At 50.7% G+C, this 24086-nt stretch carries 23 protein-coding genes and 1 tRNA gene; 6 read left to right on the forward strand and 18 right to left on the reverse strand.

The features are described 5' to 3' along the window. Nucleotides 1-288: 288 nt before the first annotated feature. The 5 genes from PUP29_RS05575 to PUP29_RS05595 all read right to left on the reverse strand — a co-directional run bounded on the left by PUP29_RS05575 (nucleotide 289) and on the right by PUP29_RS05595 (nucleotide 5137). Nucleotides 289-927 (reverse strand): DUF4125 family protein, encoded by a 639-nt coding sequence (locus PUP29_RS05575; protein WP_353423968.1) that lies wholly within the window; start codon nucleotides 925-927, stop codon nucleotides 289-291. Between the two features lie 30 nt (nucleotides 928-957). Continuing rightward, nucleotides 958-1881: a DUF4037 domain-containing protein gene (locus PUP29_RS05580; protein WP_079546753.1), complete on the reverse strand. Its 924-nt coding sequence runs from the start codon at nucleotides 1879-1881 to the stop codon at nucleotides 958-960. After that, the gene (locus PUP29_RS05585; RefSeq protein WP_353423969.1) at nucleotides 1878-2816 is read right to left on the reverse strand and encodes a tetratricopeptide repeat protein; all 939 of its coding nucleotides are present in this window, start codon (nucleotides 2814-2816) and stop codon (nucleotides 1878-1880) included. The genes PUP29_RS05580 and PUP29_RS05585 overlap by 4 nt, the downstream gene beginning before the upstream one ends. 178 nt (nucleotides 2817-2994) lie before the next feature. Further along, on the reverse strand, nucleotides 2995-3579 hold the full coding sequence (locus PUP29_RS05590; protein ID WP_079546751.1) for an HD domain-containing protein: 585 nt from the start codon (nucleotides 3577-3579) through the stop codon (nucleotides 2995-2997). 91 nt (nucleotides 3580-3670) lie between these two features. Next, complete coding sequence (locus PUP29_RS05595; RefSeq protein WP_353423970.1) at nucleotides 3671-5137, reverse strand: carboxylesterase/lipase family protein; 1467 nt, start codon at nucleotides 5135-5137, stop codon at nucleotides 3671-3673. Nucleotides 5138-5278: 141 nt separating this feature from the next. Here PUP29_RS05595 and PUP29_RS05600 point away from each other — a divergent pair, with 141 nt between their 5' ends. From PUP29_RS05600 to PUP29_RS05620, 5 genes are all read left to right on the forward strand, one after another. Next, nucleotides 5279-5599, forward strand: a complete 321-nt coding sequence (locus PUP29_RS05600; protein WP_079546749.1) for a DUF6951 family protein — start codon at nucleotides 5279-5281, stop codon at nucleotides 5597-5599. Between the two features lie 172 nt (nucleotides 5600-5771). Further along, nucleotides 5772-6284: a CarD family transcriptional regulator gene (locus PUP29_RS05605; protein WP_079546748.1), complete on the forward strand. Its 513-nt coding sequence runs from the start codon at nucleotides 5772-5774 to the stop codon at nucleotides 6282-6284. A 131-nt stretch (nucleotides 6285-6415) separates the two neighbouring features. Further along, a tRNA-Met gene (locus PUP29_RS05610) sits at nucleotides 6416-6492 on the forward strand. Nucleotides 6493-6953: 461 nt separating this feature from the next. Beyond that, on the forward strand, nucleotides 6954-8057 hold the full coding sequence (gene prfB, locus PUP29_RS05615) for a peptide chain release factor 2 (RefSeq protein WP_079546747.1): 1104 nt from the start codon (nucleotides 6954-6956) through the stop codon (nucleotides 8055-8057). Between the two features lie 162 nt (nucleotides 8058-8219). Then, complete coding sequence (locus tag PUP29_RS05620; protein WP_079546746.1) at nucleotides 8220-9281, forward strand: FUSC family protein; 1062 nt, start codon at nucleotides 8220-8222, stop codon at nucleotides 9279-9281. A 20-nt stretch (nucleotides 9282-9301) separates the two neighbouring features. Here the strand turns inward: PUP29_RS05620 and def are convergent, their stop codons facing one another. The 11 genes from def to PUP29_RS05675 form a co-directional block, all read right to left on the reverse strand. Next, a complete protein-coding gene (gene def / locus PUP29_RS05625) occupies nucleotides 9302-9766 on the reverse strand; it encodes a peptide deformylase (RefSeq protein WP_079547841.1) in 465 nt (154 codons plus the stop codon). 88 nt (nucleotides 9767-9854) lie between these two features. Beyond that, a complete protein-coding gene (locus PUP29_RS05630; protein WP_079546745.1) occupies nucleotides 9855-10643 on the reverse strand; it encodes a MerR family transcriptional regulator in 789 nt (262 codons plus the stop codon). A gap of 179 nt (nucleotides 10644-10822) precedes the next feature. After that, entirely contained in the window at nucleotides 10823-11035 is a 213-nt protein-coding gene (locus PUP29_RS05635) for a hypothetical protein (protein ID WP_079546744.1), read from the reverse strand. A 158-nt stretch (nucleotides 11036-11193) separates the two neighbouring features. After that, nucleotides 11194-11460: a hypothetical protein gene (locus PUP29_RS05640; RefSeq protein ID WP_079546743.1), complete on the reverse strand. Its 267-nt coding sequence runs from the start codon at nucleotides 11458-11460 to the stop codon at nucleotides 11194-11196. A gap of 118 nt (nucleotides 11461-11578) precedes the next feature. After that, on the reverse strand, nucleotides 11579-11788 hold the full coding sequence (locus PUP29_RS05645; RefSeq protein WP_353423971.1) for a hypothetical protein: 210 nt from the start codon (nucleotides 11786-11788) through the stop codon (nucleotides 11579-11581). A gap of 210 nt (nucleotides 11789-11998) precedes the next feature. Then, nucleotides 11999-14728 carry a preprotein translocase subunit SecA gene (gene secA / locus PUP29_RS05650; protein ID WP_079546740.1) on the reverse strand — a complete coding sequence of 910 codons (2730 nt, stop codon included), beginning with the start codon at nucleotides 14726-14728 and terminating at the stop codon, nucleotides 11999-12001. 278 nt (nucleotides 14729-15006) lie between these two features. Next, nucleotides 15007-16221: a carboxynorspermidine decarboxylase gene (locus PUP29_RS05655; RefSeq protein WP_079546739.1), complete on the reverse strand. Its 1215-nt coding sequence runs from the start codon at nucleotides 16219-16221 to the stop codon at nucleotides 15007-15009. Further along, nucleotides 16221-17480, reverse strand: coding sequence for a saccharopine dehydrogenase family protein (locus PUP29_RS05660; RefSeq protein ID WP_079546738.1), 1260 nt, complete (start codon nucleotides 17478-17480; stop codon nucleotides 16221-16223). Before PUP29_RS05660 ends, PUP29_RS05655 begins: the two co-directional genes overlap by 1 nt. A 33-nt stretch (nucleotides 17481-17513) precedes the next feature. Beyond that, nucleotides 17514-18371 (reverse strand): agmatinase, encoded by an 858-nt coding sequence (gene speB, locus PUP29_RS05665; RefSeq protein WP_079546737.1) that lies wholly within the window; start codon nucleotides 18369-18371, stop codon nucleotides 17514-17516. Beyond that, entirely contained in the window at nucleotides 18368-19222 is an 855-nt protein-coding gene (speE, locus tag PUP29_RS05670; RefSeq protein ID WP_079546736.1) for a polyamine aminopropyltransferase, read from the reverse strand. The genes speB and speE overlap by 4 nt, the downstream gene beginning before the upstream one ends. After that, entirely contained in the window at nucleotides 19206-20690 is a 1485-nt protein-coding gene (locus PUP29_RS05675; RefSeq protein ID WP_079546735.1) for an aminotransferase class I/II-fold pyridoxal phosphate-dependent enzyme, read from the reverse strand. Before PUP29_RS05675 ends, speE begins: the two co-directional genes overlap by 17 nt. A gap of 1099 nt (nucleotides 20691-21789) precedes the next feature. Here PUP29_RS05675 and hpf point away from each other — a divergent pair. Continuing rightward, nucleotides 21790-22320: a ribosome hibernation-promoting factor, HPF/YfiA family gene (gene hpf, locus PUP29_RS05680; protein WP_079546734.1), complete on the forward strand. Its 531-nt coding sequence runs from the start codon at nucleotides 21790-21792 to the stop codon at nucleotides 22318-22320. 74 nt (nucleotides 22321-22394) lie between these two features. Here the strand turns inward: hpf and PUP29_RS05685 are convergent, their stop codons facing one another. Further along, complete coding sequence (locus PUP29_RS05685; protein WP_079546733.1) at nucleotides 22395-23312, reverse strand: SufB/SufD family protein; 918 nt, start codon at nucleotides 23310-23312, stop codon at nucleotides 22395-22397. Beyond that, on the reverse strand, nucleotides 23309-24028 hold the full coding sequence (locus tag PUP29_RS05690; protein ID WP_079547840.1) for an ABC transporter ATP-binding protein: 720 nt from the start codon (nucleotides 24026-24028) through the stop codon (nucleotides 23309-23311). Before PUP29_RS05690 ends, PUP29_RS05685 begins: the two co-directional genes overlap by 4 nt. Nucleotides 24029-24086 lie beyond the last annotated feature (58 nt).

The following is a 24086-nucleotide window of genomic DNA, read 5'->3' on the forward strand; positions in this document are numbered from 1 at the left end:
CTGCTATGAATACTTCTGTATTGTACTAAATATCTCCGTATGCTGTTCTCTTTTTTGTATCTTCTGCTGCTATATTGCCTTATTTGAGCGCTGCCCGATAGGATTGATTGCTGTCATGTATTGAGAAAGCTTCGGCAGCTCTCTATTCATTTATCACTTCGCAGTATTTGCTTTTCCATCCACAAATAAACCGTTTTTCTGATTATAACACCAAAAAAACATTACGTCAATACCAACGCCTGAAATTTATGCCTCCAGCGCGCGCATACTGCTGTTTTTTCTCTTACCTTACCTTTCCTTTATGCCTCTCTCTGCGTCTGCAAGTGAACTATATCCATAACATTTTGCGATATTTTCGCATATCATATAGGCGATCTTACCGCCGGTTTTCTCCAGCTCCTGCAAATAATTCCAATACTCCTTTACCGTATTTTCTGAATACGTTTTCAGCTCACACCGAAGATACGTCTCTATAGAGGTAAAATGCCGGTCATCCTGCGCATGGATCGGCCTTGTTCTTGCCATATATTTAGGATATTCTTCTGCAAGCTGTTCGGTCTGGCGCATGTATATTTGGGTGATCTTATCGATATTGCTTGATTTTTCAGCGGAAACTTTCGGAAGAACATGAGCGATTTTTGCATATTCATCCGCGTGCGTATACTCCATCATATATGCATATTTTTCCGTAAGCAAATTTCTTCTTTCTTCTCGGGCGGTCATCAAATCGTTTTTATAGCTTTCCAGCACAAGGATATTCCATGCCTGAAACTGCGATTTCCGCATGATGTGAAAGGTTGTATAGTCATCCTGACAGCTTGCGCGCCCGCCTAAATTATTCACCTTATCGAACATGTTCCACTCTATTCCGACGATCTCTTCGATCAGCGCCTCTTTCTGCATCGTTTCCACTCTCCTTTTGCTCATCGTCTCATCCTTATTTCCCATTTTCTCTGCTTAATCCGCCATCACATGGAGCCTCATCAGGCTTTTATCCTGAATCCTGCTCAGAATGCTCATACAATGGTCTTCTAAAAAAACACTGTTCACATCTGTGAGCTTTTGGCGCCTGAGTTCTTCTATCACAAGGCCGCTGATATGCTCGACCATGTCAAAGATGACCTCGCTGCTTGTCTCCTGTACCATTTTGCCCAGCAGCACATACATCTGCGGAAGCACTGCAAACCCCTTCATGCCTCTGTGCGCCCATTTATAAAAGGGCATATATCTTTTATTTAAAAGATATACCATATTGATCGTTTTATCCATAAATTCAGAAAGCGCAAAGCGCGCGGCGACCTGTTCTCCTCTTTTTATGCAGCGCATATAATTATACTGTCCTGACTGCGCCATCAACGCCGCTTTTCCCGCGATCTTTTTGATCCTCAGGTCTTCCGGAAAATAATTCAGGAGCTTTTCCCTGACAGCGGAAAATCCGCCTTTCTTATCCTGAAACACTTTGCCGTTTGTTGCCATCGCCAAAAATTTTTCGGGTATCACCCTCCATTTTCCCAGGCTATCAGGCGCCTGCGGGCATCCGGTAAATTTTCTGTAAAAATCAGAGCTCCGCATCACGCCCACTCGGCCGCTTCCCTGCTCTGTCGTATTGCGGCACGGGTATCCTGCAAATTCTCCCGGCAAGCCCTGATATACTTTCTGAAATTCTCGTCCGTATTGCTCAAAGTCTTCATCGGAAAGCCAAATACAAAAGGCAGGCCCCCAGTCGTGGTCACGGGAAAGGTCGTCGTCAAATCCAAAGCATTCCGAGCCTTCTCCCGCTAAACCGTATGCCGCGCAGTCTGCTATGTCTCCCAAACGTTTGCATAATACCGGATAACCGACCTGCCAAAAATATTCTTCGGAGAGCTCCAACCCTTTCATAATATATCATTCATTCCTTTCAGCATCCTTTTTGCGTTTTGCGTTTTTTCATGTTCAGCCCCGTAGAGCCTTTCATAGATTTCCGCAGCCTGCTTTGCAAAATCTTCCCCCTCTTTTTTCTCACCGAGCTTCAGACAAGTGAGGGCAAGGCTGCCGCAGCAGATCGCGTATTCTTCGTTTTCGCCTAAAGTGGCTTTCAGGACCCCGAGCGCGGATATAAAATATTCCTTTGCGCGGCAAAAATCGCCTTTTCGGAACAGCAATGCTGCCATAGTATTATTTGCCGCTGCGAGATGATAGCTGCCGGACGCACATTTCTTAAATTTCTCAAGCGCTTTTCCGACGCTCTCTTCCGCCTTTTTCTCATCCTTTAGGTTGCGGTATATAACGCCGAGATTCGTAAGCGCCGTGGCGGCCTCCTCCTCTCTATTTCCTAATTTTTCTATGACCGCAAGGCTGGTTTCAATTGAATGGGCCGCTTTTTCATATTCTCCCATCCGCTGATATAAAAGCCCCACATTGTTCAGCAGCGCCGCATAAAAATAGTCCTCTTTTCCAACAGTTCTTTCGTAAATACTTTTCGCTTTTTGAAAGCAGGAAAGCGCCTCCTCTGTTTTTCCCATCAATCGATAGGTTCCCGCCAGATTGTTGAGATTCGTCGCATATTCCATACTGTCCGTTCCCAAACGTCCGGCTATCTTTTCCTGCACGAGCAACAGGCTTTTTTCCGATTCGGCATATTTTCCCATACCCCTGTATAGCCCGCCAAGCTCGCTCAACGCGGCAATATAGACCTCCTCGGATCCCCCGGCGCAGCGGGAATACCGATCCACGGTCTTCCGCAGGAATTCCTCTGCCTCCCGCGCACCGCCTTTCTCATACTCCAGATCCAGCTCCTGAAAAAAAGCCTTCAATGCAGTTGTTTGCTTTTTCATATTTTTCAATCTCATTTCAGAATCTTTCATGATTTTTAAATATATCACATTTTAAAAATAAAATACAAACAGTTCAAACCGCCAAGAGTATAAAAATGCTATACGGCAGATCGTGAAACCGGTGCGGCTCCGAACCTGTATTTGCGTTCCGGAGCCATTGGCAGCGGTATTTCCTTATTCAGTCCGCAAAATAAGTCGCATACATATCTGCGATCGCCAGCGCCGGAGCCAACGGATACTTCTCGAATGCTTTCGATTGTGTGATGCCGCCGATATAGCTGCGCGCGGCATCGTCATATCCGCTCATGTGCCAACGGATCGCGATGGCTTCTTCCTCCGTAAGGTCGATGTGCTTCATCAGCAGGTAGACAGATTTTTCTCCATGCCCGATCGGAAGCTCATCCTCGATCAGATAGACCTCTTTTTCCGTCCATTCCCGTTTCCCGGGCGTTTTGACGTTTTTAATGCCTTTCACATACAGGTTGGTTTTGCACACATCGTGCAGCAGCCCTGCGATCGCAAGGGAATCCTCGCGCTCGCACTTGATATTTTTATTGAAATTGACGAGCAGCTTGTATACGTTCATACTGTGATTCAGCAGCCCGCCTTCATACGCGCCGTGTTTAGACGTGCTGGCCGGCGCAGAATAAAAATCCGTTTCGTCAAGCCACGCAAGAAGGCCCTCTATACCCTCCCGCCCGGTAGAAAACAACAGCTCTTTAAATTCCTTTTTCAATCCGTCTATCCGTTCTTGTGTGCCCATGCGATATACCTTTCCTCGGTCGTTATTGCTTTCCTACATTATATTCTATCCGGCGGCAGAAATCTATCGCCGTGGCAAGCACGCGCCGCCATTAGTTTTCGCGGCAGCTTGAAAAGCTCGTCTTTTGGAAATGCGTTCCCTCATATTGCCGAACGATCTCCGCCTCTACTGCCGGATAAACGCCGCATTTGCTATTATAACATTTTGCAGGGATACGCCCTTCTCCGCATTTTTCCCATTTTGCGCGCCCGGTACGGGCAAATTCCGCAAAATCATGCTGTATCTCCCGCGAGAGCCTACGCGCACGTTTGAGCGACGGAGAAAACAAAAACATCAGTTTTCCCATTCCCTCCCGGAAATTTCCGAACACAAAGGGGATGTCGCTCGAATGGAACGAATGGAGCCCGCTGACCCGCATCGCCGCAGTCTCATAATCGAAACGGTACATCCATACATCGCACTGGCGGCTGTATTCCTGTACATACCAGACGTTCCCCATGCGGAACACCATATCGGAAAACATAAGTGCCTGTCCCCGTTTTTTTCCATAGAGCCGCTCGTAAACGCGCGGGATGCGTTCGACACATTCGGGCGTCTCATGTCCGACGCCCGCCTGCATGATTCCATCCACATCCAGCGCCTTGGCAACGGGCTTGATCAGAAGAAACGACATCTCCTCCCGCGTCGTTCCGATCAGCATAGGGATCCTTACCGTCCTGTTTTTGACGCCCGGGATAGGATAATCCGGAACGACATCCTCATCTACCGAGATGCGAAACGTTCCTGCTCCGAGGCCATACTGTGCCACAAAGCTTCTTTGCAATTCAGGCAGGGCTTCCGCCGGTATATGCCGCAGTCCGTCCGCGCCTTCAATTCCCGAAAGCGCAAGGAACGCGCGCGCCGTCCTCTGCCCCTCCTCCTTACCCTGCAGGAGCGTAGGTCCCCCGCTCATGACGATGATTTTGGAGAAAAGCCCCTCCGCTGCCGGAAGTGTGGGGAGCACGCTTGTCAGCGTACCGCCTGCCGATTGGCCGAACACAGTGATATTTCCGGGATCACCGCCGAAAGCCTTCGCATTTCTTCCTACCCACCGCAGCGCCTCAAGTATATCAAGCAGTCCGCAGTTTGGCCGAAACGCTTCATCCAGAAAGGAGAAATCCAGAAATCCGAGGATCCCTACGCGGTAATTGACCGTTACGACCACCACGTCCTCCTTTTGCGCGAGGTTCGCCCCATTATATGCCGGTTCACTTGCGCTCCCGCCTGCGAATGAGCCTCCGTGGATAAAAAACATAACGGGCCGCGCCCCTTCCGTATCCGGCGACCAGATATTCAGATATAAGCAGTCCTCCGCCATAGGAGCGCGTTTTTCATTCTCCTGCGGACATGACGGGCCGAACCGCGTTCCGTCGCGTACCCCGCTCCATTTTTCCACGGGCTGCGGAGCGGAAAAGCGAACGGGCGGCTGTGCATATGGGATCCCTTTCCATGCGAGCGCGCCGTTTTCTTCCATTCCCTTTATCAATCCGCAATCTGTCTGTACTGTAAGCTCCCGCAACAAGAGCATCCCCTTTCAATAAATTCTTACCTTTATGATACACCTCCCCGCTCAAAATTCAAATATTTATCCCTCTTTTTATCGGTTGCATCTTATTGTAAAAAGCAGTATAGTGGTCTTAAAGGAAAGGTGGGAAAAGCTATGACAAAAGTAAAGATCGATCCCGGTATATGCGGACTTATCACAAGCGCAGAAGCGCACTCTGACGACCAGATGACCGTCGAAGTGACCGTAAAATCCGGCTGTGATAGTATCCGTGCGATGATGGATGCGCTCGGCACTACGTTCGACGCTTATGAGGTGTGTTTGAAGAAGCCCGGCGAGGGTATTTTTTTCGACTATGCCAAAGAGCATTTTCCCGTCCATGCCGCATGCCCGGTCCTCTCCGGTATCATAAAATGCATGGAAGCCGAATGCCGCTTGGCTCTGAAGAAGGACGTCTCTATTACATTTGAGGACTGAATGCTTTCTGCGGCTCCGCATCAAAAAAATTTCCCGGAGTTTCTGCTGACATTTTTTTGTCTAAAATGCTATAATATAGGTATTGAACAGCGTGTAGTTTGCCCTTTTGGAACGTAAGTCCAGCTTGTGCAGATCACACGCTTTTTGATAATACGGAGAAAAGAGGCAGCAGATGTTTCAGGTAAACGATTCCGTTTTATATGGCGCGCAGGGCGTATGTACGGTCGTCGAGATCGTGGAAAAAGAATTCGGCGGGGTCTCCGCGGAATACTATGTTTTATGTCCGGTTTTCGACGGGAAGGACACGCGCGTATTCGTTCCTGTACATAACAAGGCGCTGACTGCAAAGATGCGCCGCGTTCTTTCCAAAAAAGAGGTTCTGGAAATCGTTGGTCAGATGGCGGATATGGAGCCCTACTGGATCGGCGATGAAAACGAACGCAAGGTCCGCTATAAAGAAATTTTAGCGCGCGGAGATCGCAGCCTTATCCGGCTGATCAAAGCGCTGTATCTGCACGGGCAAAAATTGGAAGCAGAGGGAAAAAAGCTCCACATCGCCGACAGTCACTTTTTAAAAGACGCCGAAAAAGCGCTTTACGATGAATTTGCACATGTACTGGAGCTGCAGCGCGGAGAGGTCCTGCCCTTTATTGTCAGCCGGATCGAAAAGAGCGGTGTAAAATGATAAACACGTGCTTTTCTTTGCGCAAGGATTCAGTCCAGTCCGCCTGTTTTAATTTTTTTGCCGTTCCAGCGAAAAATTGTTGCTTTTGGAAGTGGTATGTGATATTATATTGCAAGACAATTTAATCAGATGGCGGCGTAGCTCAGTTGGCTAGAGTACTCGGTTCATACCCGATTGGTCGTGTGTTCGAATCACACCGCCGCTACCACGTCGGAACAAAGCTTGCTTTGTTCCGATTTTTCTTTTATAAAGAAAAATCTTCACCCGCGTGCTTGTTCCTCCTTTTCCGAAAAAAGTCACGCTTGCTGCGCCTGCTCGCTTGCAAGCGCGCTCGCAACAGCTCCGCTGCACCACAGCTTTTTTCGGGTACGCACCTATGGTACGGTTCGTTAAAAGCTAACAGTTCATGGTAGGTTAGTCCACATTTTAAGGCTTCACAAAGCGTTTTGTGAAGCCTTTTCTGATTCCGTTCCGACAGCTATTGATATGTTTTATTTCATTCGGCGGTATGCTTATCTTACGCGGAAACTCTTCGATATCTGTTCCTGTAAAACCGTATTGTCCGGCCGCCGGAATCCCTGCCGCTCCAGTTGACAGCGCCGTGCGGAATTGATAAGATTATCTGGTGGCGAACGCCGCGATCGATTACATAAAAAACGGAGTTTTAATATGATCACAACAGACGATCAAAAACAAAAAATACGGGACGCGGAGCAGAAGCTTGAGGAAGCGACGGCATCTCTCGACCTGCCCGCGCTGAAGGAAGAGCTTGCAGAACTGACGGCGCAAATGGAGGCGCCTGATTTCTGGAATGATGTAGAAAACGCAAACAAGGTCACTAAGCGCGAAAAACCGCTGAAAGCCAAGATCACCCTATGTGAGAAGCTCCATTCCTCCCTCGAGGACTTGAAAGTCCTTGTGGAAATGGTAGACGAGGAGCAGGATGAAGAACTGCTTACCGAGCTGAATACCGAGCTCGCGGATTTTGAAAAAGACATCAATGACTTTCATTTGCAGACCCTGCTGTCCGGAACGTATGACGCGAACAACGCCATCATTTCCCTGCATGCGGGTGCAGGCGGAACGGAAGCGCAGGATTGGGCGCAGATGCTGATGCGTATGTATACGCGCTGGGCGGAGCGCCACGGATATGACGTAAAGGTGCTCGATTATCTTGACGGCGATGATGCAGGCATCAAGAGCGTTACCATGCGCATCGAGGGCGACAATGCCTATGGATATCTGCGCAACGAAAAAGGCGTACACCGTTTGGTGCGCATCTCGCCTTTCGATTCGAACGCGCGTCGGCATACCTCGTTTGCTTCCCTTGACGTTATGCCTGAGATCGACGACGCCGACAACGATATTGAGGTGAATCCCGACGATATCCGCGTAGACACCTATCGTTCTTCCGGTGCGGGCGGGCAGCACGTCAACAAAACATCCTCCGCGATCCGCATCACGCACTTCCCTACGGGTATCGTCGTGCAATGCCAGAACGAACGCTCTCAGCTGCAAAACCGCGAGACCGCAATGCGCATGCTCAAATCCAAGCTTGCCGAAAAACGCGAGGAGGAACGTATGGCGGAGCTTGCCAAAATCAAAGGCGATCAGAAAAAGATCGAGTGGGGCAGTCAGATCCGCTCTTATGTATTCTGTCCATACACAATGGTAAAGGATCATCGTACGAATGTGGAAACGGGGAATATCAACGCTGTAATGGACGGCGATATCGATGAATTTATCAAGGCTTGCCTGATACAAGGATTTTAAAAACAAACGGCACGTCCGGCGGCGTGTTGCTTGTCGTAAACGAAAAAGGCCATGCGGCCTTTTTTGTTCTTCCGTTTCATAAAATTCACAATTTATTCACAAAATAACGTACTTGTTTCGTTCCTCTAAAATTTCTATAATAATGCCGTTGATATTTTTAGAATGGATAAAAAGGAATTGCTGACGGAAAAAAAGAAAAAAATCTGGATATTGATCGGCAAAAACACCGCATCTTTCGCGTTTTGCATAGGATGTATTTATCTGTTTCTCTTTTTGTTCGGCTCCCATAACATCCTGCCGTCCGTTGCAGTCGTTGTGGGATTGATGACATTTCCTGCACTGGACCTTAGGGTAGAACCCATTTCGTTTTGCGTGACGGCCTTTTTACTGTTTCCGCTGGCCGGTATTGCCGCCGCCCTGTCTTTTGGAAATATTTGGCTCAGCATTTTGTGTAATTTCGGCATCACGTTCTTCATTCTTTTGCTTACTGCAGAACCGCTGCAAATGAAACCCTATATCACGTTTTTATTGTGCTACATCTTTTCACAAGGAAGCCCTGTGCTTACCCCCGAGGTCTTTGCTTCGCGCATGATCTGTCTTACCGTCGGAGGGCTATCAGTCGCACTCGTAACATATTTCACATGGAGGCGCAGGCCAAAAAGCTGCAGACAGCATAGCCTGCATGAGCAGGTTCTGCTTTCAGGCAGGCATAAAAGCTTTATCCTGCGTATGGCTATTGGTCTTACCCTATCCGGGATCATCGGTTTTATCTTTCACCTGAAAAAACCGATGTGGATCAGCATCGCGGTCTTTTCTCTGACGCAGATCGACGTCAGGGAAACGCATCAGCGCATTAAATACCGCGTTATCGCAACTATCATCGGTGTTTTCCTCTTTTTGCTGTTCTGCCAATATCTGATTCCGCAGGAATACATTTTCTTTTTCATCATTTTCCTCGGGTATGTTGGAACATGGGTCAAGGAATATAAATATGTTCAAATCATCAATACCATCAGCGCGATCAACGCCAGCTTGGTGCTCTTTGATTCGGCGGCGGCTATCGGCAGCCGAATACTTCTTCTGGGAATCGGGATCGCCATCGTGCTCGCATTGTTTTTTCCCGACTATATTTACCGCCGGCTCGCCGGACGGCATAAAAAAAGCGGCGGGACGCGTTCCGGTGCGAGCCTGCCGTCTGCATCGGAGACTTTCACTGAAACTTAAAAAGGCCTTACGGCCTTTTTTTATTCTTCCGGTTCGACTTCCTCCGGTTCGATGATCTGATCCACAAATACCTTTCCGTCAAGGTGGTCGAGTTCATGACAAAGGCATTTTGCCAAAAGTCCTCTCCCCTCCACCGTGATCTCCTTTCCGTTTTCGTCAAGCGCGCGAACGATCACATGCTCCGGCCGCTTCACCTTGCCCCATACGTCCGGGAAGCTAAGGCAGCCCTCTGTTTCGATCTGCTCTCCCTCCTGAAGCACAAATTCAGGATCAACGAGCTTGAAGAGCCCCTCTCCCACATCGATCACCACAAGACGCTTCAGTATCCCCACCTGATTTGCGGCAAGCCCGCCGCCATCCGCATGATACATCGTCTCTACCATATCGTCCAGAATCATTCGCACCCTGTCTGTGACCTCTTTGACTTCCCTACACTTTTTACGCAGGATCTCGTCTCCGGACGTCCTGATTTCCCTTAAAGCCATTTTCTTCACCTCAAGAATATTATACCATAAAACTTCCGGAAAGAAACGGTCCGGTGCCGTAAAATGCATCGGACCGCCATTTTCGTCCCTACCGGACCGGAAAATAGATTTCCGTCACAAGCTCTTCTTCCGGCACTTCATGCGGGCTGTTGAGATACTTCTCATACGGCTGCCCGGCAATATGCCGGCCGTTTTTTTCGATCCACTTTACGATCGCCGCATAGGTCCTGCCGAGCTTCGAATATGGTCCGCAGTGCACGGCCATCGCGCAAGTCCCTCCCGGAACGGTTCTCGTGAAGCTTTCTGCGCAGGATACGACCGCCCCGATCTCTGCATCTACATGCTCCGGATCAAATTCCTCACAGTGATACAGCGCAACGATACCGCCTTCACAAGTAAGTCCATTCTGCTGCAGAACATTCATCATTCTTTGATATAAAATATCAAAATTCTTCACAGCGATCATATCGCGTACGCTAACGATCTCAAACGGTTCTGTTTCCACCAATTTTACTTTCTGTGTTTCCTGATTCATAATATCGATTCCTTTCTGCAATAATTCAATATCTTCCCGTATTTTTCCGAGAAGCTTCCGCTGATGTACAAGCTCCTGCTTCAGCTGTTCATATCTGACGGCAAACCGCGCTGCGGCTTTATGTGGAGGCGCATGAAGAAGACATGCTGTTTCTTCCAGCGTAAAACCGTAATCTTTGCACTTTTGGATAAAAAACATATCGCGAAACTGCCCTGCCTCATAATAGCGATAGCCTGTCTCCCCGCTTATATAGGCCGGTGTGAGCAGTCCGATCCGGTCGTAATGCCGGAGCGTTTTTGTCGTGACCATGCACAGCCTTGAAAATTCTCCTATCGTGAACATCAGCTTTTCTCCTATCTGTTTGGGACCGGTTCCATAGTCTTAGTATAGGACCTACCCTAAGGGCAAGGTCAAGTTTTTTTACAAATCCCGAATCGGCCGCTTTGTACAGTGAAAGCATAATTAAAAACGGAGACGCATAATGCGTCTCCGTTTTTGTCAGATGAATTTGCACAATCGCCTTATTCCGCAAGCCCCGCCAATACGCGCCGAGCCTTTCCATAATCGGCCTCGCGCACGTAAAGGTGATGCATCTCACCCGGCCGTCCCGTATGGTCGCAGTATATAATACTGTAATCACACAGGATACTGCTGCTTGCAAGCAGCTTTTTCGCTTGGGAAAACCGTTCGGCAGAAAGCGTACCCAGAACTTCCCGCCGGCTTAATGGGATCATGTAATTTTCCTCCTTCTGACCCGGTGCCGCGGATTCGGCGCTCCGCAGCGTACTTCGGCCCATCCGGGCCGTGTATTGTCATTGTAGAGCCCGTCCTGCCTATTTGCAAGAGCATCTCCGGAATTTTTATACAATTTTAACGCCGTCTTAACATGGTCTCATTTTACAACTTCCCATATCAGATGCGACGCTCTTTCATATTCATATTTGTGGACATAAATATAATACAGGTTCAGACTCTCCGCGTTTTCTCCTGCACGCATCGCCGCTGCGCTGCGTTCTCCAAGCCCTCTGCCTCCCGACCAGCCGGCTGACTTTACTTTATCGTCGTATGTAATCTCATTTGCATCAAGTATTCTCCTGATATCCGAAAATTTCTTCATGGAACTCCCCATCCATAATTCCTTTCGGTTCCACGGCATCATCGTCTTTTCCTCCCGTTCTCAATTCGCATCTATTACCATAGCACGCCGCGCACCGATATTCAAGCGCTATTTTCAACAAAAAAAGCGTATTTTCATACGCTTTTTTGTGTCCATCGTTTTATAAGGACAGGCTTCCGATACAGCCTGTGCAGCTAACCGTCAAGACCGCAACGCCCGGAACGAGCGCTGTGACAAGCCCGGCAATGCCCAATCCCTTGCCTGCACCGCTGCGCGATTTGGAAGCTGCGAGCCCTGCCGCGGATAAAACGAGCCCCAAGACCAGCAGAATAAAACCAACTACCGGGATCCAGCAAAAAATCAAGCCCAAGAGCGCGCATACAAAACCGCCTGCCGCACAGCCATTAGACGGCGGCGCCTGCGTGACAGGAGAGTCATAAATATACTGTTCTCCCGGCTTCTGATATGCCCGGTCTTTTGCCGCCCCGTATATCGTGTATTTTCCTGCAGCTGCACGCCGCTTTGACGCCTACTGTCCGGCCCGTTTTCCATGAGCGCCCCCTGTTTTTATACGTCTTGCTTATACGTTTTTCCCGCAGCAGTTTTTATATTTTTTGCCGCTTCCGCATGGGCACGGTTCGTTCCGCCCGACTTTTTTCTCCACACGCACGGGCATCTGCGCTTCTCCCGCATTTGTATTGGTGTTCATACGCCGCTGCGGCGCTGCGTTTGATGCGACCGGGTTTCCGTCTGCGTCTACGTTGGCCTGCACGTTCTTTACCTCGCGCTGCTCCACCTTGCTCTCCACCCGTATATGGAAGAGCATATAGACCGTTTCCTCACGAATCGCATCGACCATAGTATCGAACATATCAAAGCCTTCGATACGGTATTCGTTGATCGGATCACGCTGCCCGAGCGCCCGCAGGCCGATGCCCCGGCGGAACTGGTCCATTGCGTCGATATGGTCCATCCATTTGTTGTCTACCACGCGCAGGAGGACCATCCGCTCCACATCGCGCATATTGAAGCCCGCCTCCGCCATTTCCGCTTCCTTGCCTGCATAGAAAGCCATTACCGCATCCAATATCTCTTTATGGAGCTGCTTTGCTTCAGCCTGCTCCCGCTGTTCCTCCGTATAGGGCGTGAGCTTTACGCCAAAAATACGTTCGATATACGCATAGAGATCGCTCCAGTCCCATTCCTCGGGATATTTCCCCTTGGGGCAATAGACCGTCATCACCTGCTCGACAAGAGATGAGATCATGGACTGAATATTCTCCGAGATATCGTCTCCCATGAGCACCTGCCGGCGCTGACCGTAGATGACCTCACGCTGCTTGTTCATGACATCGTCGTAGTCGAGAACGTGCTTTCTGAGGTTGAAGTTATTGCTTTCGATCCGCTTTTGAGCGTTCTCGATCTGCTTCGTCATCATACCAAATTCAAGCGGAATATCGTCGTCTCCGCCCGAAAGCCTGTCCATCACACTCTTCACACGGTCGCCGCCAAACAGACGCATCAGGTCGTCTTCCAGTGCGATATAGAATTTGGAGGAGCCCGGATCCCCCTGCCGTCCGCTTCGGCCGCGCAGCTGATTATCGATCCGGCGGGATTCGTGCCGTTCCGTTCCGATGATGGCAAGGCCGCCCAGCGCTACTACCTCGTCGTGCTCTGCATCCGTAACCTTTTTATGCTTTTCCACAAGCTCCGCATATTTTTTGCGCGCCGCGAGGATATCCGGGTCGTCCGTCGCCGCATGGCTGACTGCGTTCTCGATCATTTCGTCCTCCATGCCCTCCGCACGCATCTCGTTGCGCGCAAGATAATCTGCATTACCGCCGAGCAGGATATCCGTACCGCGTCCGGCCATATTGGTCGCGATCGTGACTGCATTCTTTTTTCCCGCCTGCGCGATGATCTGCGCTTCCCGCAAATGATTTTTTGCGTTCAGAACCTCATGCTTGATGCCGCGCCGCACAAGCAGGGAGGATAAATATTCGCTGTCCGAAACCGAGACCGTACCCACAAGGATAGGCCGTCCCGTTTCGTGGACCTGTGCGATCTCCTCCACAACTGCGTTGAATTTTCCTTTTTTGGAGCCATAGATCACATCATTCTGATCTTTACGCACCATAGGGCGGTGTGTTGGGATCTCTACGACCTGAAGATTATAAATGCTCTGGAATTCCGCTTCTTCCGTTTTCGCCGTACCCGTCATACCGGAAAGCTTATGATACATACGGAAAAAATTCTGGAACGTGATCGTCGCAAGCGTTTTCGACTCCCGCTCGACCTTCACGCCCTCCTTTGCCTCGATCGCCTGATGCAGTCCGTCTGAATAACGGCGGCCGATCATCAGGCGGCCCGTAAATTCGTCTACGATGACGACTTCATTGTCCTCCGTAACTACATATTCCCTGTCGCGCAGGAACAACCGGTGTGCTTTCAGCGCCTGATTGATGTGGTGTACGATCTCCGTATTCTCAATATCCGTCAGGTTTTCGAGCCCAAAGAATTGCTCCGCTTTTCCTACGCCCTCCTCCGTCAGGTTGATCGCTTTCATCTTTTCGTCGACTTCATAGTCCTCTTCCTCTTTTAAGCGGCGCACAAACTTATCCGCCTGCTGATAGAGGTCCGTTCCCTTATCTCCCTGCCCGGAAATAATGAGCGGCGTACGCGCCTCATCGATGAGGATACTGTCCACCTCGTCTACGATGGCGAAATTGAGCTCGCGCTGGACAAGATCGCTCCTGCGCACGACCATATTGTCGCGCAGATAGTCGAACCCAAGCTCGTTGTTGGTAGAATAGACGATATCGCACGCATAGGCTTTCTGCTTCTGCGCCCTGTCCATATCGCGGGTGACGAGGCCGACCGTATAACCAAGATACCGAAAGACCTTGCCCATCCATTCGCTGTCGCGTTTCGCAAGGTATTCGTTTACCGTGACGATATGCACGCCTTTTCCCGACACCGCGTTCAGCACCGCCGGAAGCGTCGCGACGAGCGTTTTTCCCTCGCCGGTTTTCATTTCGGCGATATTTCCCTGATGAAGGACGATGCCTCCCAGCACCTGCTCGTAAAAGTGCTTCATGCCAAGCACGCGCATGCTTGCCTCGCGCACCTGCGCGAACACCTCGGGCAGCAGGGCATCGAGCGATTCCCCTTCCCTGTGCCGCTTTTTATATTCTTCCGTCTTGCGGACAAGCTCGTCGTCGCTCATCTCCTCAAACCGGGAAGAAAGCGCTTCTACTTTATCCGCAAGCTTTTTGACCGGCCGCAGGGCCGAATTTCCGAATAAACCCATTTTATTGAAAACCTTCTCTCTTGTTTCGATAGATCTTTGATCTTTCTTATTTTATCAAAGACGGTCTTTTAAGTAAATAAATACGGCCAAAATCCGGGGATTGTTCACAAATTGTTGGTATTTGGAAAAAGCGGCCCATGAGAAAGGGCCGCTTTTTTCTATATTTTTGAAATAATCTTATTATTTTTCTCCGCCCGGCTGCCGGGAGAACAAAGTCGTCTTGCGCGCCATCAGGGCTGCCATACACAGGAGGAAACGCAGCCCTATTAAGCGCTTTTTTACTTTCTGCTCCCAAGCCGCAGTTTAAAATCCTGATAACCGAAGCCGGTCAGTTTCATGAAAGCTCCGTCGGGCTCCCATTTATAGATATCCGGCAGCGCCATGCCGTTGAACGTATTGTTTTTACAGGTTGAATAGATCGCCATATCGCCGAACACAAGAAGATCGCCGGTGCGCAGCTCCGTATGAAAGCTGTAATCCCCGATCACATCGCCGGAAAGGCAGGTCGGCCCCGACAGGCGGAAAGTATATTGCTGTTTTCCCGGCTCGTCCGCCAGATACAGCGGCGGGGTATAGGGCATTTCAAGCACGTCCGGCATGTGGCAGGCAGCGCTGGCATCGAGGACGGCAATACGCGTGCCGCCGTTCTCCACAATATCCAGCACGCGGCTCACGAGAAAGCCTGCATTGAGCGCAACGGCCTCGCCCGGCTCAAGATAGACGCGCAGCTTCCATTTATCCTGCGCGTATGTGATGAGCCGTTCGAGACGCTCCATATCGTAGCCCCTGCGGGTGATATGGTGGCCGCCGCCCATATTCAGCCATTTCATTTCAGGCAGGATATCGCCGAATTTTTCCTCCACCGCGCGGAGCGTTATTTCAAGCGCATCGGAATCCTGCTCGCACAGGGTGTGGAAATGCAGGCCGTCGAGCAGCGCGCGCCATTCTTCTGTCATTTCCTTGTTCCAAACCGCCCGCGTTGTACCAAGTCGGCTTCCGGCGGCGCAGGGGTCATAGATCTCATGCCCCTCCTGCGTGGAGCATTCCGGATTGATGCGGAGCCCTATGCTTTTTCCGCACCGTTTGGCGGCGGCTCCAAATTTTTTCAGCTGACCGGGAGAATTGAACACGATGTGGTCGGCGTACCTCATGAGCTCTTCAAATTCGTCGTCCCGGTAGGCCGTACAAAACACATGGACCTCCCTGCCCGGCATCTCCTCCGCACCGAGCCGCGCTTCATACAGCCCGCTCGCCTCTGTTCCCGACAAATATTCCGACAGGAGCGGATAAAGATCATAATTGGAAAAAGCCTTTTGGGCAAGCAGTATCCTGCACCCCGTATGCTCTATGACAGAAAAAAGGCGTTTTCCGTTCTCTTTCAGCTTCCCCGCATCAATGATATAGCATGGAGTCGGCAGCGCTTCGAAAAGAGCCGCAGCGCTTCTTCCGCCCAACGCTTCAAATGCAGGAGGTATATTTTTCGTCCGTTCCATCAGTCCACCAACACAGGAGCGCGGTTTTCTCTGCGGGGCAGGCCATATTTGTCCAGAGCGTCGAGGAAAGGATCCGGGTCGAACTCTTCAACGGTATAGACGCCTGCTTTATCCCACTTCTTCGTTAAAAGCATCAAGGCGCCGCACATCGCGGGAACGCCGGTCGTATAGCTGACAGCCTGACTTTCCACCTCACGGTAGCATTCCTGATGGTCGCATATATTATAAATATAATAGGCTTTCTTTTTGCCGTTCTGCTCGCCCGTAAAGATGCAGCCGATGTTTGTCTTTCCATGTGTGCGCGGGCCGAGGCTTGCAGGGTCGGGCAGGAGCGCTTTCAGAAATTTGATCGGCACGATCTCCGTTCCCTCGAAATCAACAGGAACCGTGGAAAGCATGCCGATGTTTTCGAGGCACTTCATGTGCGTTAAATAGCTTTGCCCAAAGGTCATAAAGAAACGGAGCCTTTTGACCTCAGGAAAATTTGCCGCCAGCGATTCCAGCTCTTCATGATGCAGAAGATACATATCCTTCCGTCCAACCTGGTCGAAATCATATTCCCGCTTCACGCTCATCGCCGGGATCTCCACCCACTTTCCGTTTTCGATATAGCTGCCCGGAGCGGAGACCTCGCGCAGATTTACCTCGGGATTGAAATTTGTTGCGAAAGGATATCCATGATCACCGCCATTGCAGTCAAGGATATCGATGGTATCGATACGGTCGAATTCGTGTTTTTTTGCGTATGCACAATATGCCTGTGTGACACCGGGATCAAAGCCGCAGCCGAGAAGCGCAGTAAGCCCCGCTTTCTCGAATCTTTCGCGGTACGCCCACTGCCAGCTGTAATCGAAATATGCCGAAAATCCCGCTTCCTTACAGCGCTTCTCATAAATTTTGCGCCACGCGGGATCGTCCGTATCTTCCGGCTCATAGTTTGCGGTATCCATATAGTGAACGCCGCACGCAAGACAGGCATCCATAATGGTAAGGTCCTGATAAGGGAGGGCGATATTCATAACAAGCTCGGGCCGGTACGACCGGATCAGACCGATCACCTCCTGAACGTTGTCCGCATTGACCTCCGCTGTTGTGATCTTCGTTTCCGTTTTATCCGCCAATGACGCCGCCAGCGCATCGCACTTGGATTTCGTGCGGCTTGCGATGCACAGCTCGCTGAACACATCGCTCACTTGGCAGCATTTCCGAACCGCTACGTTTGCGACCCCGCCGCATCCGATCACTAAAACTCTACTCATCCTCGTGTTTCTCCTTATATTTGAAATCTTTTCTTATTCGCCGTAAACCGCTAAGAGCATCTCCCGCAAAACCTTACAGGCCACGGCTGTGGACGCCCCGCTCGCGTCGAGCATCGGGGCAAGCTCGTTGACGTCCGCCCCCACGATGTTCGTTTTGCCGACAAGGAGGATCGCCTCCAATAAAGACTGAAAGTTGACGCCGCCCGCCTCGGGCGTTCCCGTACCGGGAAAGGCCGACGGATCGAGGCAATCCAAGTCTACAGTGAAATACACAGGGGTCCGCTCTTCCCGCATCCGCTCGGTCAGCTGGGAAAGGCCCTCGAAACCAAAACGGTGCATGTCCGTATGCTCTTTTGCAAACGCAAACTCCTCTTTTTCTCCGCTGCGGATGCAGAACTGATGGATCCGCCCGTCTCCCAAAAGATCCCAGCACCGCTTCATCACGCACGCATGGCTGAGCCGCGCGCCGAGATAATCCTCGCGCAGATCGGCATGGGCGTCAAAATGGATGATGTGCAGACCGGGATACCTTTCAGCGGCAGCCCTGACCGCGCCCAGCGTTACCAAATGCTCGCCTCCCAGTAAAAAGGGCATTTTACCGTCGCCGAGTATTTCCGCCGCTTTTTTCTCGATATCTGCGAGGGCCGCTTCGGGAGAGCCAAAGCAAAGCTCCAGATCTCCACAGTCAAAAACCGACATCTCGCACAGGTCTTTGTCCTGATAGGGACTATAGGTCTCAAGTCCGAAGCTTTCGTGGCGCATGGCCGACGCGCCAAAGCGTGCGCCGGGACGAAAACTGGTCGTGGAATCAAAGGGCGCGCCGAACAAAACGATCTTTGCATCCGCATAACCCGATTCGCAGCCAAGGAACGTTTCTACATTCTGCTTCATTCTTCTACCTCCTCAAGCATTTTTTCAAGATAGGCGGGCAAATAAAAGGAGCCGATATGCAATTTGGTCGTATAGTATTTCGTGCTCAAATGAAACGCTTTCCACCTTGCTTCATCAAAATCATCGATCGGATGATATTTTTTGCTTGCAAAGCCAAACAGCCAATATCCCGCCGCGTAGGTTGGGATGTGGGCCTGATAAACGCGGCTGATGGGAAAGGTATTCACGATCCGTTTATGGCTCCGCTGCATCGCCTCCGCGTCATGCTTATAGAACGGGCTCCCCTGCTGATTGACCATGATCCCGTCTTCACGGAGCGCATTATAACAAATGCCGTAAAATTCGCGCGTGAAATATCCCTCTGACGGGCCGAATGGGTCTGTGGAATCAACGATGATCAAATCATATTCATTTGTGCAGCGTCTGATAAAGCGCAGGGCGTTATCGAAATAAATATGGACCCGGCTATCGTCGAGCCGGCAGGCGTTTTCAGGAAGATACGTTCTGCACGCTTCGATCACCTGCCCGTCCATTTCTACCAGATCGATGCGCTGGACGCTCTCATATCTGGCCAACTCCTTCACGACGCCGCCGTCGCCCGCGCCGATCACAAGAACGTCCTGTACGTTTTTGTGGACCGACATCGGCACATGCGTGATCATTTCGTCGTAGATGAACTCGTCGCGCTCTGTAAGCATGACGTGTCCGTCCAATGTGAGCACTCTGCCGAATTCAGGCGTATCAAAAATATCGATCTGCTGATATTCGCTTTTTTGAGAATATAGATGCCGCGTTACCCGCAGGCTGTGCCTAACGTCGGGCGCGTGATATTCGCTAAACCACAGATTCATCTGCTCTGCCGTCCTCCTCCAACACATTGATATACTCTATCTTGGGGTCTTCCGGGCCAGTCATGGAACACCCCTTTTCCTTTGCATACTCGATATAATCGAGTATCTCTCTTGTGATGCGTTCACCGGGTGCAAGGATCGGGATGCCGGGCGGATAGCACATCACGAATTCGCTGCACACATATCCGGCGCTCTCATGGAGCGGAATACTTTTCTTTTCTGCATAGAACGCCTGCTGCGGGCTGCTGACCACTTCCGGGTCGATATATTCCTGACTCAAAAGGCCGCTCGGGTCGCGCTGGTATCTGCGGCGTATTTCCGCAAGCGCACTCACAAGGCGTTCCAGCTCCTGCATCCTGTCGCCGATGGAAAGATATGCAAGGATATTTCCGATATCTCCGAATTCGATTTGGATATCATATTCATCGCGCAGGATGTCGTATACTTCGATACCCGCAAGGCCGATATCCCTTGTATGGACACTGAGCTTCGTCGGATCGAAATCAAAAATGGAATCGCCGTTTATGAGCTCGCTTCCATAGGCGTAATATCCGCCGACCGCGTTGATCTCTTCCCGCGCGTAATCCGCCATTTCCACGACCTTACGGAACACATCCTTGCCGCGCAGGGCGAGATTACGCCGGCTGATATCGAGACTTGACATCAGGAGGTAGCTTCCCGACGTCGTTTGCGTCAGATTGATGATCTGGCGCACATGGCCCGCGCTTATGTTTTCGCCCGTCAAAAGCAGGCTCGACTGCGTAAGGCTTCCCCCGCTTTTATGCATGGAGACCGCCGTCATATCCGCCCCTGCCGCCATTGCCGAGACCGGCATTTTATCTCCGAAATAAAAATGTGTTCCGTGCGCTTCATCCACAAGGCATACCATGCCCGCATCATGCGCCATTTTTACGATCGCACGCAGGTCGCTGCATATCCCATAATAGGTTGGGTTATTTGCCAAAACCGCGACCGCGTCCGGATGCGCGGAGATCGCCTTTTTTACCTGTGCGCGGCTCATTCCGAGGGAAATACCAAGCCTTTTATCGACTTCAGGGTTCACATATACCGGGATCGCTCCGCAAAGCACCAAAGCGTTGATAACGCTTCTGTGTACATTGCGCGGAAGGATAATCTTATCTCCGCGTTTACAGCAGGACAGCACCATGCTTTGAACGGCGCTCGTCGTCCCGCCGACCATAAAAAAAGCATGTGCCGCGCCAAACGCATCGGCCGCAAGCATCTCAGCCTCCCGTATGACAGATACCGGGTGGCAAAGGTTATCGAGCGGCTTCATGCTGTTCACATCGATGCCTACGCACTGTTCCCCCAGAAAATCCGTAAGCTCAGGATTCCCCCTGCCATGCTTATGCCCCGGAACATCAAACGGAACAACGCGCATATTACGGAAGGTTTGGAGCGCCTCATAGATAGGAGCTCTTTTTTGATCGAATAATTCCTTTTCCATACCGCACCTCGCAAATAAAAAACGCAAGCCGTATCCACACAGCTTGCGTTGAATATCCTTATCAAATATTACCGGACATTGCAGGGGAGCGTCGCTTTCGGGCCATGGCACCGTTCCCGTGTAATAAAGGCAGCGGATATTATTTCGGGCATACAGAGTCTATATAGCAATACTACTCTTATTGACCATTTCACAAGTCTGCGCCTATACGCATTTTGGTTATAAAGTAACCAACTTATAAAACTGAGCTTTTAACTCAATCAATAAGGCGGCAAGCCGCCGATCGGCAGTGGACCCGGCTGTCCGTATGGCCTTGACTCCATTTTGGAGTGATCCATAAAATCGCTGTTAAAACTCCGATGGTAAATATATCATCCTGTCTCGTTTTACCGTTGCGAAATCACTAACATAATACCTCTATAGTATAGCACGTCAAATCCACATCAAGTCAATAGCTTTTTTAAATCTTTTCTGATTCCGGGCACGCTTTCTGTAGGATCAGGCAGCGGCCTCCAAAAACAGATTTTTTCAAAAAGCAGTTTCGGGCCCCGTTCTGTTCCCGTTTTTCATTTTTTCTTCCGCAGAGCCAAGGCAGCCGCATAAGAAGCTCCTAAAAAAATATTGTTATTTTCAATTCCCCGCATTATAATCAAGGCAGGCGGAAAAGGTCCGCGTCCGTGGTTGAAAGCCGATGCCAGCCGCAGGCAAAACGGTCCACGTAAGTTATACGCTGTGTATAATGAGCATAGTGCGGTTAGATGTAAGCCCGCCCGTCTAAAAAAGGCGAGAGGAGTAAGAGTGGCGCAGCGCTGCGGGGCTCCCCGGCGGCGAATGTGGGGGAAAAGACCAGGTCGGGCGGAGCCTTTTCTGCTCTTTTTTCCATTCGGAAAGGAAAAAGCGTTTTCTCCGGCGAATTATTAAAATAAGGTAGTTATTTGGGGCATTGGGTTTTCCTTTTGCCGAAACGCCTCCCCGTCTCCGGCGCCGTATCGGTATCCTGCCGGAAACAAACGCTGTTTCAAGCAGTCCTTATAGGTGTATTTGTAAGTAAGGGGATCACCCGCTGTCACATGAACATATCACGGAAGGGGCGAAGTTTATGAACATCAATATTTCAGGAAAAAACATCACAGTCTCCGATTATCTGCGCCGCGTTACAGGCAAAAAGGCGCGTAAGCTGGAGCGCTATTTCAAGCCCGATACCGAAATGCAGGTAACGCTTTCCATCGAAAAATCGCGGCATATCGCCGAGATCACCGTTGTTGCGGAGGGCGTCGTGCTGCGCGCAGAGGAAGCTACGGGCGACCTGTATTCTTCCATCGACGTGGCGCTCAAAAAGCTGGAGCGGCAGATGCGCAAGCACCGCACGAAGCTCGCAAAGCGCCTGCATGAAGAGGCCTTTTCGGAAGATACCGTATACGATTACTATGACGAAGCTTTCGATGAGGACGAGCCGCAGATCGTGCGCAATAAAAAATTTGCTCTGCGTCCCATGACAGAGGAGGATGCGGCCGTGCAGCTCGAGCTTTTAGGCCATAATTTTTATGTGTTCCGCAATGCCTATTCAAATGAAGTGAACGTTATTTACAAGCGCGCCGATGGAAATTATGGGCTGATCGAGCCCGAATAAGAGCAAAAAATAAGAATAAGGGTAGATACAACTATAAAAAAAGCCGTATACAATGTATACGGCTCTTTTTCCGTTTATTTCAAAAATCCGTCAATGATCTTCGCTTCCGCCTGTTCTTCCGTCAGCCCAAGTGTCATGAGCTTTACGATCTGCTCGCCCGCGATTTTTCCAATTGCCGCTTCGTGGATCAGCGCCGCGTCTACATGGCGGGCTGTCAGTTCCGGTATGGCGCTCACTTCTGCTCCGTCCATAATGATCGCATCACATTCCGAATGTCCGCTGCATGCGGCGTTCCCATAAATACGGGAGCGGAAGAGTTGCTTCGATTCTCCCCGCGCTACGGAGCGGGAGACAAGGTCGGTACCGGAGCCCGTTCCGTTGAGCTCTACTTCAAAATCCGTAACGGCCGACTGGCAACCGTACGTCATGATCTTTTCCCGTATCACCAAGCGCGCAGCCCGCTCTAAACGGGCGCGCGTGACCCGTTTTGTGCTGTCTACCCCTCGTATCTGCGCAGTATCCATTTCTAAAAGGCCGCCCTCTGCGATCTCGCAGACTGTCTGCGGATCGATGATCCGTTTTCCTGTTCCCCCGCCGGTGCCGATATGCTTTTCCAGATAGCGCACATGCGCATCCTTTCCAATAAAAAAACGGTGGATACCATTATGGCGCGAATCCGCTTCTCCTTCCGTATGCACGCCGCAGCCTGCGACGACCGTTACATCCGCCCCTTCTGCAATATAAAAGTCGTTATAAACGAGGTCGTCTACAGCGCTGTGTGTGATGCAGGCCGGAATATAGACCGTCTCTCCCCGTGTGCCTGCCCGCACGATGATATCGATGCCCGGTTTATCCGTTTTCTGTTCGATCCGGATGTGCTCCGAATTCTGCCTGCCTGCACACCGGCTGTCCTCCCGAATATTATAGGCCCCGCCCGGCCTGCCGGATAATCCGGAGACCAGCCCCAGCAGCTTTTGTGTGATCCTGTTCATATTCTTTCCTCCTGTCTGGGGCAGAACGATTGCTTTTGTTCGCCCAAAAGCGTAGGAAAGACCTCCGCCTTCGGCCCATGCCGTACGACCTTCCCGTCCGCGAGGACGACGATCTCATCCGCAATCGCAAGGATACGCTCCTGATGGGAGATGACCATGACCGACTTTCCTTTTTTGCGCAGTGCTTGAAATACGCCGATCAGGCTGTTGAAACTCCACAGGTCGATGCCTGCTTCCGGCTCGTCAAAGATCGTAAGCTTGGCTTCCCGTGCAAGCGCCGTAGCAATTTCAATCCGTTTGATCTCTCCGCCGGATAGACTTGCGTCTATTTCTCTTCCCATATAATCCTGCGCGCACAGGCCGACCTCCATCAGATAGCCGCACAGCTCCTCTTCCCGCAGGAAACGGCCCGCAGCGAGCTCCAGTATATCGCGTACTGTGAGCCCCTTGAAGCGTACCGGCTGCTGGAACGCATAGCAGATGCCCAAACGCGCGCGTTGGGTGATGTCCATATCCGTAATATCGCGTCCATCAAAAACGATCCTGCCGCCTGACGGCTTCTCGATCCCTGAAATCAGCTTCGCAAGCGTCGTTTTTCCGCCGCCGTTCGGCCCTGTTACCACGATGAATTTTCCTTTTTCGAGCCGAAGCCCGACTTCATTCAATATTTCCCGCCTCTCCGGCGTTTGAAATGATATTCCCTTTAATTCCAGCACGATCATCGCCTGCCTTTTGTAAATTAGCATAAGCTAACTATAGAATATCACTTAGCTG

Source organism: Christensenella massiliensis (genome assembly GCF_040409835.1).
Lineage (GTDB): Bacteria > Bacillota > Clostridia > Christensenellales > Christensenellaceae > Christensenella > Christensenella massiliensis.